We start from the raw sequence: 12,234 nt of genomic DNA, 5'->3' as shown, positions 1-12,234 counted from the left end.
AACAAGCGGCATGTGCGTCTCACCGCCGAAACGGCGCCGCGGCCACAAGCGGCGGCATCGGTTGCGAGGGCAATATTGTCCCCGCCGGCACGGCAAAACCGCGCAGAAATTCCTCCGCTGGCAGCATCCGCCCGCCCGGCCGTTGCAACCGCCGCAACCGCACCACGCCGTCGGCTGCCGCGACTTGCAGGCCCTCAGAGTCCGCGCCCAACACGGTCCCGGGCACCACGTGGTTGTCGCTCGCTGGCAACGCATCGGCCAAACCCAGTTTCACCGACTGACCGGCGATTTCGATCGCGCATCCCGGCCACGGGAAAAGCCCGTTGATCCGGGCCGCCACGAGCGCCGCTGTATCCGCAAAATCCACGACGCCGTCTGCTTTCACCAGTCGCCGGCAAAATGTCGCTCGCGCGTCCTCCTGCGGGTTGAACTCCAAGCGACCCTGCACCAGCGCAGGCAGAGTCCGCTGTAGCAACGGCACACACGCCGCCGCCAGTTTCCCCTCCACTTCGACCGCAGTGTCGAGTGGGTCGATGGACACGCGTTCCACCTCGGCGACGGGACCGGCATCCAACTGGCGCACGATCCGCATGAGCGCTACACCGGTCTCTCGCCGGCCCGTCGCGATCGCCGTTTGAATGGGCGAGGCGCCGCGAAATTCCGGCAAAATCGACGCATGCAGATTCACTGTGCCGAGACGCGGCGTCGCGATAAACGCCTCCCGTAAAATATGCCCGTACGCCATCACGAGCGCCAGATCTGGACGCAGCGCCGCCAGCTCAGCTTGCGTCGATTCCGTCAACTTGTCCGGCTGGAGCACGGGCAACCCGCGACGTTCGCCCCACTGCTTGATCGCGTTGGGCGCGACTTTCTGCCCGCGACCCGTCGGCCGATCAGGCTGCGTGAAAACCGCCACCACTTCCGCCCACGCGCTGCCTTCGGCGATCAACCATTCCAGCATCGGCAGCGCAATGGCATCCGACCCGAGAAAAACAATACGTGCGCGATCACTCATCGCGAAAACGGTTGGCTCAGTGTCCTGCCCTCACGGAGCACGTCGGCTGCGAGTGGCGGCCGGGAGGCCGATCTGGCATCGGTCGCGCCCGCCTGTCTCACAAGCCGCGGATCCATGCGGCCACAGCCGGTGCCAGCGCGCCATCCACCGCTTGATTGGTGACGGGCTTCGGGAGGTCGTCGAACAGCGTCCAATGCTCCACATGCGTCGCGGTCTTGCCCGGCTCCAGTTTGGCGAGCGCCCCGAGTGTTTCCAACTCGATCATCTTTCCGTTCGTGAACACTTCGAAGCAACTCCCGAGGTCCGGATACGTCGCCCCTCGCACCGGTTTTGCATATTTCACAAAGGTCGTGCCGCCGATCCAGTAAGCAGCCCAGCCCGGATAGTTGGTGAGACCCAGTTTCTGCGCCTGCTTCGCCGCCGCCACGTTCACGCCGATAAAATTCCGCCCAAATTTCCAGACTGGCAGCGAAAGGTCCGTAAACGTCCACGGCACGAGCGCGTAGGTCGGCAGCAAGTCGCCTTTCGCGTGGTCGCCTTTCGGCTCCAACCCGATCGCCGCAAATCCACCGGGTTTGAACATCGTCAGCGCCCACGGCGCCACGTCGATCGCCCACATGCCGCGGTTCGTCAGGGTGTGCGTCACCTTGATCGTGCGATCGGCGAGCACTTCCAACCTCATGCCTTTTTGGACGCCGGTCTTTTCTTCCGTCGGCTGCGTCAGCGCCACGCCGTTGGCCAGCAACTTCACGCCGAGCGGCGAGTTGTCGGGCTGATATGAGCGCACGATATCCTCGGGCGCGTGCCACAGGCGATGGCCGCCGCGCAGCATGAAGCCGTGGAAGGGCTTCTCGCTCGCAGGGAACTCCAGGAACACGTTCCGCCCCTCGCCGGCGAGCGAACGTAGCGAAACGACCCGCGGGCCAACCGCCGTCGTGACCACAAACTCCATCGCCCCCGTGTTGAACACGAGTGCCTCACCGCCGCGATATTCAGTCTTCGATGGTTTCATGAGTCTCATCGTCGGCCGCAAGCTGTTCCTCCCCGGCGCGCCAACGCGGAGTCGGCGCGATTCCCCGCGCCTCCTTGCCTGAATACGGCGTCCCCGGCTCATGTTTTTCTTTGCCGACCAAATCGAAATACATCGGGCATCCATTCAACCCGAATTCCTCCACGAGGCCAGCCTCCAGATAACGGCGGTATTGCTCCGTGAGCTTTTCCTCGCGATTGCAAAACAGTTTAATGCGAAACGGCCGTGTGCCCGTTTGCGTGGCGTAATAAACGCGAAATCTTTTTCCCCCGATCGCCGGCGGCGGATTTTGATCCGCGAGGCGCTCGATCGTCCGGTTGAGCTTCGCTGTGGGCAGCTTGGCGTCGAGCATCCGGTTGAGTTTCACCGCCGCGTTGAGCATGCGATCCACTTCGTAACCGCTCATCGCCGACACAAACACGACTGGCGCGCCTGGCGTAAAGAACAGCCGGTCAAACAGCGCCGCTTCGTACTTTTCCCGATATTCCCGCTCCGTCTTGTAACCGCGCACGCCGTCGCCCTTGCGAAACTCTTTGTGCACAAGGTCCCACTTGTTGACCACGATCACGATCGGCTTCTTCTCCTTGATCGCTTCGCCCGCGATGGCCTTGTCCTGCTGCGTGACGCCCTCCATCGCGTCGAGCACGAGGAAAACGACGTCGGTGTTCTTGATCGCATCGAGCGAACGCAGCCGCGAAAAATACTCCACGGGCGAAGCCAGCTTCGTGGCGGCCTTGATGCCGGCGGTGTCGATCAAGCGAAACGGATACAACTTGCCGTTGCGCCCCTTGAATTGGAACGGCAACTCGATCGCATCGCGCGTCGTCCCCGGCACGTCGCTCACAATCAGGCGATCGCTCTGCAGCAGGCGGTTGCTCAACGAGGATTTGCCTACGTTCGGCCGACCGATGAAGCACACGCCCAATGGGCGCTCCGCCTCCGCTTCGTCGCTGTCGTCGCCCGGCGCCGGTCCCAACTCGGCCAGAATGGCATCGCGCAAATCCGCTTCGCCCCGTCCGTGCTCGGCGGACACCCGCAACGGTTCGCCCAGCCCCAGGCGGTAAATGTCGTCGAGCTGGATTTTTTCGTCGTCGAAATCCGCTTTATTTACCACGAGGCGGACTTTTTTCCGGCTGCGTCGCAGCATCGCCGCGATCTTCTCATCGAGCGCTGATACCCCGGACAACCCGTCCACCACGAACAGAATCAACGCCGCGGTCGCCATCGCAAAATCCACCTGCGCCTCCGAGGCCGCCGTCAGCCGCGCCGGCGTATCCTCGCCTTTGTAGCCCAAGCCGCCCGTGTCGAGCAGCGTGTAATGCCCATCTTCGACTTCCGCGGAAATCACGTCGCGCGTGATGCCGGGCTGGTCGTGGACGATGGAAATGCGCTTCCGCGCCAGCCGGTTAAAGAGCCGGCTTTTGCCGACATTGGGTCGGCCGACGATGGCAACGGTGCGATTCATGACGGAAAAGTAGCGGGCAGCGGCGGATGAGTAGCGAGTAGAAAAGCGGCGGGCGGCCAGTCTCCACCGGAGGGCCGCCGCCCGCTGCGTGCTACACGCGCCGTTATGCGCGGCGGGCCCCGCCGACGAACCGCTCCATGCGGTTGCAGGCCTCGATCAATTGCTCGTAGCTCGTCGCAAAGCAGGCGCGCACGTGACCGGTGCCGTTTTCTCCAAAGGCGGTGCCGGGGACGACGGCGACCTTCTCCTTTTCAAGCAAGCCGACCGCGAACTCCTTCTCTGTGAGCCCCGTCGGAGTCACGTCGGGAAACGCGTAGAAGCTGCCCCGTGGCGAATGGCACTTGAGGCCGATCTCGTTGAAACGTCGCACGACGAGATCGCGGCGCCGGTGGTATTGCTCCCGCATTTTCAGCACGCTGTCCCAGCCGCGCAGGAGCGCCTCAAGGGCGGCCTCTTGTGCGATGATCGACGCGCACAACATCGAGTATTGATGCACTTTCATCATCGCGTCGACGAGTGGCGCCGGACCGCATGCATAACCGATCCGCCAGCCCGTCATCGCGAACGCCTTCGAGAAACCGTGCAGGAAGATCGTGCGTTCCGCCATTCCGGGCAGCGACGCGATGCTGGTGTGCGCGCCGTCGAACGAGAGCTCGGAGTAAATCTCGTCCGTGAGGACCAGCAGATCCTTTTCCCGGCAAAACGCGGCGATCTTGTCCAACTGCTCTTTGCTGCAAGTGCCGCCCGTGGGATTGCACGGGAGGTTCAGCATCAGCATCTTCGCCCCCGGCTGCCATGCGGCGCGAAGCGCCTCGGCAGTGAGAGCGAAATTGTCGCGGGCGTAGGTCGGCACCGCGATTCCCTGCCCGTGCACGAGCGAAATACTCGGGTGGTAACTCACGTAGCACGGCTGGTGAAACATCACCTTGTCGCCGGGATTCACAAACGCGCGGCAGGCCAGATCGAGCGCCTCGCTCACGCCGACGGTCACGAGGATCTGATCCTCCGGACGGTAGGTGACGTTGAAATGCTGTTCGACGTAAGTCGCGATCGCTCGCCGCAGCTCGATCAAACCGAGGTTCGACGTGTAGTAAGTCTTGCCGCGCTCGAGCGCGAATATCGCCGCCTCGCGAATATGCCAGGGCGTGACGAAATCCGGTTCGCCGACGCCGAGCGAAATCACGTCCTGGCCCTTCATTTTGGCCACCAGTTCGAAGAAATCGCGGATGCCGCTCTTCGGCAGCGAGGCAACATGCCCCGCCACCCAACGTTGGGGATCGGTGCTCATGGGAGTCGCCTTTCCGTTACGGGGCGACGTTGAGCCGCGTGACCGGCCCTTCGTCGCTTTCCAGCAGGAAACCCTGCTCTTTGTAGGAACGCAGCATGAAGTGCGTGGAGGTGGACAACACCCCCTCGATCGTCGAGAGCTTCTCCGAAACGAACGACGCCACTTTCTGCAACGACGCGCCTTTCACGAACACGAGCAGATCGTAGCCGCCCGACATGAGGTAGCACGACTCGACCTCGTCAAAACGCGCGATGCGTTCCGCAAACCGGTTGAACCCACCACCCCGTTCCGGCGTGACCTTGACCTCGATCACGGCGCGCACGGCGGCGGCGGCGGCGGCCTCGCGCGAGAGATCGAGCACTGGACGCCAGCCGAGGAAGATTTTATCTTTCTTCAACTGTTCCAGGTGCTGGTTCACTTCGACCTCGGTGAGGCCCGCGACTTGCGCAATTTGCGCCGTCGTGAGTCCACCGCCTTCGAGCAACAGCTTCAGAACAGGGTTCATAGGGACGGCCCTTATCCGGTAACGTTTCGGCTTTGACGAGAATGAATTTGGTGCCTCTCACGTGCCTCCGGCGATCGGAGGTCCGTATGACACTCAAGCGACGGAAACACCGCCTCGCGCGGCCCGGGCGTCGTCGCGCAAACCGCCGGTCGCGCGGTCCGTCAGCGCGAGATCAGCGGCGTCACCCGCTTGCCCCAGAATTTGTTTTCATAAGTTTCCCGGAGTCGTTTCACTCGCCGTTCTCATGTTCGAATCGCTCACCGACAAACTTGGCCAGGCCCTGCGCAACCTCCGCGGCGTTGGCAAACTCTCCGATGAAAACATGGCCGACGCACTCAAGGAGGTGCGCACCGCCCTCCTTTCCGCCGACGTCCATTTCAAAGTCGCGCGCGAATTTACCGAACGCGTCCAAGCCCAATGCGTCGGACAAGAGGTCACCAAATCGGTCACGCCCGGCCAGCAGGTCGTCAAAATCATCCACGATGAATTGGTGCGCCTCCTTGGTGAAGGCACCACCCAGCTTTCCGGCGCGCGGCCGCTGAAGATCATGATGGTCGGCTTGCACGGCTCGGGTAAAACCACCTCCACGGCCAAACTCGGCAAGCTTCTCAAGAAACGTGGTTATCGCCCCCTCGTCGCCGCGTGCGATGTCTACCGCCCGGCCGCCATCGACCAGCTCGAGATTCTCGCCCGCCAGGAAGAGCTCGGCTTTTACGCGGACCGAAATTCCAAGGACGTGCCCGCCATCGGCGTCGCCGCCCTCACCGCCGCGCAGACCGCCACCGCCGACTGCATCATCTTCGACACCGCCGGCCGCCTTCAAATCGACGCCGATCTGATCGAAGAGGTGAAGAAACTCCGCGCGCGCGTGCAGCCCGACGAAGTGCTGCTCGTCGTTGACGGCGCCTTGGGCCAGGAAGCGGTCAACGTTGCCAAGACGTTTCACGACGCCCTCTCCCTTACCGGCCTCATTCTGACCAAACTCGACGGCGACGCTCGCGGCGGCGCCGCGCTCTCGATCAAGTCCATCACCGGTGTGCCGATCAAATTCGTCGGCACCGGTGAAAAGACGGGCGATTTCGAAGTCTTTCATCCTGATCGCCTCGCCTCGCGCATCCTCGGCATGGGCGACGTCGTTTCCCTCGTCGAAAAAGCCCAGGAAACGATCGACGAGAAGGAAGCCGAGAAAATGGCCGAGAAGCTCCGCAAAGCGGACTTCAACCTCGAGGATTTCCTCTCCCAGATGCAGCAGGTGAAGAAAATGGGATCCATGCAGAGCATCATCGGCATGATGCCCGGCATGAGCGGCGTGGCTTTGCCCGACGATGCCGAGCGGCAGATGGGCCGCACCGAGGCGATCATCAAGTCCATGACCATTCAAGAACGCCGGAAGCCCGAGATCCTGAACGGCAACCGCCGCCAGCGCATCGCCAACGGCGCCGGGGTGAAGATCGTCGAGGTTAACCAACTCCTGAAGCAGTTTCAGCAAATGCAGAAGATGATGAAGATGCTGAAGGGTGGCGGCGGCAAAAAGATGATGCGCCAGATGGAAGCCATGCGCGGCAAAGGCGGCTTTCCCGGCATGTAAGGCGTCCACCGGTTGCCCGACGGCGGCTGCGGCGGCCCCCAATTCACATTCACCACAGGCTCCGGACCTGCCTCGGGCGCTCGCGCCTCGAATCCGCCGCCGCGTAAACGAGCTTGCCTCAATGCGAGGCCGGTTCCTTACCTGCTGCGCCCCGAGGTTCAGCTTAACTCCTCCCTATCACGATGTTCGCCCTTCCCGTTTCTCCGCTGCGCAGTCTGCGTCGTTTTACGCTGCCGGTTTTGTGCGGCTTGGCGCTGGCGCCCGGTGCCTTCTCGCAACTCTACGTGGCAGAATATAATGGCGGACGCGTCGGCCAGTATGATGCCGCCACGGGCACTCCTGCTAACGCCTCGTTCATCTCCAGCGTGAACGATCCGATTGGCCTCGCCGCCTACGGCAACTCGTTGTTTGTCGCTTCGTTTACTGACGGCACGATCGGTCGCTACGACCTGAACGATGGTCACCTCATCAATTCCACCTTCGTCTCCGGCTTGAATCATCCGGACGCCTTGGCGGTAGCCGGCTCCGATCTTTTCGTCGTCGAATATAATACCGGCGTTATCAGCCGCTACGACGCCGCCACGGGGACCGCGATTGCCACCCTGCCCGTCCCCGGCTCGCACAGCCTTGTTTCAGTCGCCGTGTCGGGAGCCAACATTTTCGTCTCCGACTACTTCACCGGTCAGATTGGGCACCACGATTTAGGCAGCGGCATCACTGACGCGGCGTTCATCTCCGGGCTGAGCCATCCTCTCGGACTCGCCGTTGCCGGAACGAGCCTGTTCGTCATCAATGGCGACACCGGAACGGTGGGCCAATATGATGTCACCACTGGCGCGACGATTAACGCGTCATTTATCGCGGGATTGAACGGTGGTCCCACCGATCTCGCGGTTTACGGCTCCAGCCTGTTCGTAAACAGCAACGACGGCACGGTGGGACAATACGATTTGTTGAACGGCCACGTCATCAACGCGGCGCTTATCTCCGGCTTGGCGACTCCCGGCGGCATGGCATTCGCCACCGCCATTCCCGAGCCGGCCACCAGCGCGCTGGTGGGCGCGCTGCTCGCCGCCAGCGCCGCCGTGGGCTTTCGCCAATTCCGCGCCCGGCGATCGGCCAACCGCGTCTGACACGCGCCCGGCCGGGTGAAGCGTTGATCGCGTTGGCCCGCGCCCGCTTCAGGCCAGCTTGGCCTGGATCAATTTGCTCGCTGCCCCGAAATCGATCGTGCCCGCGTCCGGCCGCTGCTTCAGCACCGCCATCACCTTGCCGGTTTCTTTCTTGGTCGTCGCGCCGGCCGTTTGGATCGCCTCGCTCACCACGGCTGCCAGTTGATCGGGCGAAAGCGATTGCGGCAGATATTTTGCGAGCAAAATAATCTCGGCATCGTTTGCCGCGACCAAGTCGGCGCGTCCCCCCTTGGCAAACTCTTCGCGCGCATCAGTGAGATTTTTAACCGCCTTGCGCAGCACCGTGATCGTCAACGCGTCATCGATCTCCTGATTGGTGTCCATCGCCGCGCGCTTGATGGCGGCGTCGGCCGTCCGCAGCGCAGTCGTTGTGGCCTGGTTGCGGGCCTTCATGGCGGTGACAATATCAGCGCGGAGCTGGGCGTAGATCGCAGACATGATCGCATCATGCGCGGTGACCGGGCCGATGTCCAGCGGCTGAAAAATTGCACCGAAATTCTCCGGACGACGCCATCTGGCGAATGTGCTAACGTGCACCCATGCGAATGACGAATGCGCAAATGTATGCGCGCGTGCTGGCCGGTGATCCCGAGTGGAACGGGCGCTTTTTCACCGGCGTGCTCACCACCGGCATCTATTGCCTGCCGTCGTGCAAAGCGCGCAAACCGAAGCTCGCCAATGTTCGCTTCTTCCCCACGTGCGAGGCCGCGCGCGACGCCGGGCTGCGCCCGTGTCGAAAATGCCACCCCGACGATTTTGCCCGCGGAGCCGATCCCGTGCTCGAATCCATCGAAACGCTGGTGGCGGAAATTCGCACCCACCCCGCCGCTTTCGCCGATGTCGCCGCAATCGTCCGCCGCTCCGGCTTCGGCTCAACGCGTCTCTTCGAGCTTTTCCGCCAACACTATCACGCCACGCCCGCCGAAATTCTCACGCGCGCTCGCGCGCACCTGGCTTCGGCCCAACTACTCGCGAGCGCGGACGGGCTCGCCAGCGTGGCAGGCGGAGCGGGCTTCGAATCGCTTTCCGCGTTTCACGATCACTTCCGCCGCTTTCATGGCCTCACTCCCGCGGCCTACCGCGAACTCCCGCGGACGTCTTCGTTTACGCTCACGTTACCCGTCGGCTATCCTCTGGCGTATCTGCGCCGCGCTCTGAGCCGCGATCCGCACAGCATCACCGAACGACTTGAAGGCGATCGCTATGTCACAGCGTTCCGTTCGCCGCACGGCCCGGCGCTCTTGCGTCTCCGCCTGCGCGAAAACGAAATCGAGGTGGCGGTCGAAAACACTTCCGGCGTGCACGCCCATCGCGTGGTGACTGGCATTCTTGGCCTCGAACAAGACGCCGCCGGGTTCGCCCGTCTCGCCCGTAAACTCGGGCTCTCGCGCCTCGTCGCCGGCCGGCCTGAATTACGGCTCGCGCAAATTCCTTCGGTGTTCGACGGCGTCCTATGGTCCATCATCGGCCAGCAAATCAATCTACCGTTCGCGTGCTTGCTGCGCCGCCGATTGATCGAGCGCACGGGCACGCCGGTAAGCGACGGTCTCTCTGCGCCGCCCTCGCCCGAAGCCGTCGCTGCGCTGGAGCCGGCCGACCTGCTTCCGCTCCAATTCTCCCGCTCCAAAGCCGACTATCTCATCACCACGGCGCGCATGATTGCCGGTGGCCGCCTGGATCTCGTCGCGCTGCCCACCTTGTCCGCCACGCGCGCTGAACGCACCCTTCTCGCGATCCGCGGACTCGGTCCCTGGTCCGTCAACTACGTCATGATGCGCGCGCTCGGCTTCGCCGATTGTGTGCCCCTCGGCGATACGGGCGTCACGAGCGGTTTGCAGGCGCTCTTGCAACTGGAGCAGCGCCCCGACGTCGATGCCACGCGGCGGCTCATGGCCGTCTTTTCCCCTTACCGCAGCCTCGCGACTGCGCACCTCTGGCAATTCAATCAACCTGCGCCATGAACACCTATTTTTGCGCCACTCTTTCCACGCCCTGCGGCCCATTTTCCCTCTGCGTCGACGCCACCGGGGCGCTCGTGGCCACCGCCTTTGGCGACACCACTGCTCTCCACGGGCGCCTGAAATCCTGCCAGCGGTTGGATGACAATTCCTCCGTTGGCGCGACTGAGGGAGCGACCAGTTATCACTTGATCGGCGATAAGTGCAGGGTGGCACCTTGGGTTGAGGAAGTGCGGGCATATTTCGCGGAAGAGCGGCGCGACTTCGATCTGCCCCTCGCAGCCATTGGGAGTGCGTTTCAACAACGCGTGTGGTCGGCGCTGCGTTCGATTCCATTTGGCGAAACGCGCAGCTACGGCGACCTCGCCCGTGCGCTCGGCACCGCGCCCCGCGCCGTCGGGCGCGCCAACGCCACGAATCCGATTTGTCTCATCGTGCCCTGCCACCGCGTCATCGGCGCAGACGGCTCGCTCACCGGTTTCGCGTTTGGCGAAAACATCAAACGGCAGCTCCTCGAACACGAACGCTCCGTCGCCATGGCGCCCGCCCGAACGCTTGCCGCAACAGGTTGATCGCGGGGCGGTGCGCTCGTCACCGCAATACCGGGCGTTTGATATCGACGGTGGCGGCTACTGCGCTGCGCGGACGGCCGCCGCGTAACGTGCGATAATGCCGTCGAAGCTCCCATTGGTGAAAAACACCACGACGCGCGGGCCCGGCGCCGGCAGGGTTTGCGCGAGAAGTTTTTCCAGAAGTTGCGCATTTGTCTCCGCGGTGTGCGCCGAGACATCCGCTTTCTGCAGATCGCACATGACCACACCCGCTTCAAATCGCTCACTCGGTTTCAACTTATCCGCGCGGCTGACCGGCCCGATGTAAGCCTCATCCGCCCCCGCAAGCGCACTCACAAAATCCGCTTGCAGCGCTTTCGTCCGGGCCGTGTTGCTGCGGGGCTCGAAAACCGCGGTCAACGTCGCGCCCGGGTAGCGCGCGCGGAGTGAACGCAGCGTTTCCGCAATCGCGGTCGGATGATGGCCGAAATCTTCGATCACCGTGACTTCCGGCCCCCGCACGAGAATTTCCTGTCGGCGTTTTACTCCGCGAAACTGCGCCAATGCCTCGAGCCGCAGCCCTCGCGGGTCGCCCTGCGCGCCCGTCAACGCGAGCCCCGCGGCGCATGCGGCCATCGCGGCGTTTCGCGCGTTGAACTGCCCCGGCAGCGCCCAGTGCACGTCGGTCCATTTCTCGCCGCGCCACCACAGCTCGAATCGCGCACCTTCGACCGCTTCCGTAAATCCCACGATGCGCAAATCGTTCACCTCCGTCATTCCCACCCGCACGACCCGCGTCCACGGCAGATCGCCGAGCGCCCGCAGGTTTTCATCGTCGCCATTCATCACGACGCAGCCACTCCGTGGCACGATGCGCGTCAGGTGTGCAAACGTCCGCTGGACATCGGCCAGGTCGCGAAAAATGTCCGCGTGGTCGAATTCCAAATTATTCAACACCGCGATGTGCGGCGCGTAGTGGATGAACTTCGATCGCTTGTCGAAGAAGGCACTGTCGTATTCGTCTCCTTCAATCACGAACGGGTCTGCGAGCGCGCCCAAGTGCGCCCCGACCGGGGGATCCTGCGGCACGCCTCCGATGAGGAAACCAGGGTCACGTTCGTTGGCCCGCAGCAAGAACGCTGCGAGTGAAGTCGTCGTCGTCTTTCCGTGGGTGCCGCACACCACGATATTCTTTCGCCTTCGGAGGACGAAGTCGGACAGCAACGCCGGGAGCGACGTAAACGCGATCGCCCGTTCGTCCAACAGCCATTCCACTTCGGGATTTCCGCGCGACATCGCGTTTCCGATCACGACCAAATCAGGTGCCAGCGCCGCCAGCCGCACCGGATCATATCCTTCGTGCGCGGTGATCCCGGCCTCGGCCAGCACGGTGCTCATCGGTGGATAAACGCCTAAATCGGCGCCGAGCACGTCGTGCCCGGCCGCCCGCGTGAGTAACGCCGCGTTGCCCATCGCCGTGCCACCGATGCCCATGAAGTAGATCTTCATATTAAGCCGCTCTCACTACGTCGCGCGTCGCGCGAGGGGAAGCGTATTGCGCCACTTCCCGTTCGCCGCCTTCCAAGCGGGAGCGCGAGCCACTCAGGTGGCTCGCTCCGGCGTTGAGCGTCACGCGCGCGG

11 protein-coding genes are annotated in these 12,234 nt (G+C 63.1%); 4 read left to right on the top strand and 7 right to left on the bottom strand.

All coding sequences use genetic code 11. From position 1 onward, the window contains the following. Nucleotides 1-19: 19 nt before the first annotated feature. The 5 genes from fmt to K0B96_RS08180 all read right to left on the bottom strand — a co-directional run bounded on the left by fmt (nucleotide 20) and on the right by K0B96_RS08180 (nucleotide 5,303). The gene (gene fmt, locus K0B96_RS08200) at nucleotides 20-1,015 is read right to left on the bottom strand and encodes a methionyl-tRNA formyltransferase (protein WP_220165960.1); all 996 of its coding nucleotides are present in this window, start codon (nucleotides 1,013-1,015) and stop codon (nucleotides 20-22) included. 97 nt (nucleotides 1,016-1,112) lie between these two features. After that, complete coding sequence (locus K0B96_RS08195; protein WP_220165958.1) at nucleotides 1,113-2,027, bottom strand: hypothetical protein; 915 nt, start codon at nucleotides 2,025-2,027, stop codon at nucleotides 1,113-1,115. Continuing rightward, nucleotides 2,008-3,510, bottom strand: a complete 1,503-nt coding sequence (gene der, locus K0B96_RS08190; RefSeq protein ID WP_220165955.1) for a ribosome biogenesis GTPase Der — start codon at nucleotides 3,508-3,510, stop codon at nucleotides 2,008-2,010. The genes K0B96_RS08195 and der overlap by 20 nt, the downstream gene beginning before the upstream one ends. Nucleotides 3,511-3,613: 103 nt before the next feature. Continuing rightward, nucleotides 3,614-4,798 carry a pyridoxal phosphate-dependent aminotransferase gene (locus K0B96_RS08185; protein ID WP_220165953.1) on the bottom strand — a complete coding sequence of 395 codons (1,185 nt, stop codon included), beginning with the start codon at nucleotides 4,796-4,798 and terminating at the stop codon, nucleotides 3,614-3,616. A 16-nt stretch (nucleotides 4,799-4,814) separates the two neighbouring features. Beyond that, entirely contained in the window at nucleotides 4,815-5,303 is a 489-nt protein-coding gene (locus K0B96_RS08180) for an Lrp/AsnC family transcriptional regulator (protein ID WP_220165951.1), read from the bottom strand. 61 nt (nucleotides 5,304-5,364) lie between these two features. Here K0B96_RS08180 and ffh point away from each other — a divergent pair, with 61 nt between their 5' ends. Together ffh and K0B96_RS08170 are read left to right on the top strand one after the other, a co-directional pair. Beyond that, entirely contained in the window at nucleotides 5,365-6,891 is a 1,527-nt protein-coding gene (gene ffh, locus K0B96_RS08175; RefSeq protein ID WP_255558905.1) for a signal recognition particle protein, read from the top strand. Between the two features lie 182 nt (nucleotides 6,892-7,073). After that, the gene (locus tag K0B96_RS08170; RefSeq protein WP_220165941.1) at nucleotides 7,074-8,024 is read left to right on the top strand and encodes a Vgb family protein; all 951 of its coding nucleotides are present in this window, start codon (nucleotides 7,074-7,076) and stop codon (nucleotides 8,022-8,024) included. Nucleotides 8,025-8,072: 48 nt separating this feature from the next. Here K0B96_RS08170 and K0B96_RS08165 read toward each other — a convergent pair whose 3' ends face one another. Next, complete coding sequence (locus tag K0B96_RS08165; RefSeq protein WP_255558904.1) at nucleotides 8,073-8,522, bottom strand: GatB/YqeY domain-containing protein; 450 nt, start codon at nucleotides 8,520-8,522, stop codon at nucleotides 8,073-8,075. A 101-nt stretch (nucleotides 8,523-8,623) separates the two neighbouring features. On the opposite strand from K0B96_RS08165, the gene K0B96_RS08160 reads away from it, so the two are divergent. Both K0B96_RS08160 and K0B96_RS08155 read left to right on the top strand, forming a co-directional pair. Next, complete coding sequence (locus K0B96_RS08160; protein ID WP_255558903.1) at nucleotides 8,624-10,045, top strand: DNA-3-methyladenine glycosylase 2 family protein; 1,422 nt, start codon at nucleotides 8,624-8,626, stop codon at nucleotides 10,043-10,045. Further along, a complete protein-coding gene (locus tag K0B96_RS08155) occupies nucleotides 10,042-10,614 on the top strand; it encodes a methylated-DNA--[protein]-cysteine S-methyltransferase (protein WP_220165938.1) in 573 nt (190 codons plus the stop codon). The genes K0B96_RS08160 and K0B96_RS08155 overlap by 4 nt, the downstream gene beginning before the upstream one ends. Nucleotides 10,615-10,671: 57 nt before the next feature. On the opposite strand, the gene K0B96_RS08150 is transcribed toward K0B96_RS08155, so the two are convergent. Further along, the gene (locus K0B96_RS08150) at nucleotides 10,672-12,102 is read right to left on the bottom strand and encodes a UDP-N-acetylmuramate--L-alanine ligase (protein ID WP_220165936.1); all 1,431 of its coding nucleotides are present in this window, start codon (nucleotides 12,100-12,102) and stop codon (nucleotides 10,672-10,674) included. Nucleotides 12,103-12,234 lie beyond the last annotated feature (132 nt).

This window comes from Horticoccus luteus (genome assembly GCF_019464535.1).
Classification (GTDB): domain Bacteria; phylum Verrucomicrobiota; class Verrucomicrobiia; order Opitutales; family Opitutaceae; genus Horticoccus; species Horticoccus luteus.
Note: the sequence above shows the minus strand (reverse complement) of the source record. Positions and strands in the feature narration are given on the sequence as shown.